1 protein-coding gene is annotated in these 234 nt (G+C 67.1%); it reads left to right on the top strand.

The window, feature by feature from the left end:
- Window positions 1-234 (top strand): hypothetical protein (locus MFF64_RS37385; RefSeq protein ID WP_238194130.1); only part of this gene is annotated, 234 nt, incomplete at both ends.

The raw sequence follows: 234 nt of genomic DNA, 5'->3' as shown, positions 1-234 counted from the left end.
GAGATCAAGCGCCTCAAGGACGTCGTCGCGGTCACCCCGGCCACGCCCAACAAGGCGGCCGACACGGCGATCATCACGGTCGTCCCCAAGTCCAAGCCGTCTTCCAAGTCCACCGAGGACCTGGTGCACGGCATTCGCGGGGCGGGCGCCGGCATCACGGCGGACACGGGTGCGAAGCTGCTGGTCACGGGCTCGACGGCGATGAACATCGACGTCTCGCAGAAGCTGAACGAC

The organism is Methylobacterium frigidaeris (assembly GCF_022179185.1).
Lineage (GTDB): Bacteria > Pseudomonadota > Alphaproteobacteria > Rhizobiales > Beijerinckiaceae > Methylobacterium > Methylobacterium frigidaeris.
This window is presented reverse-complemented; position numbering and strand designations above follow the sequence as displayed.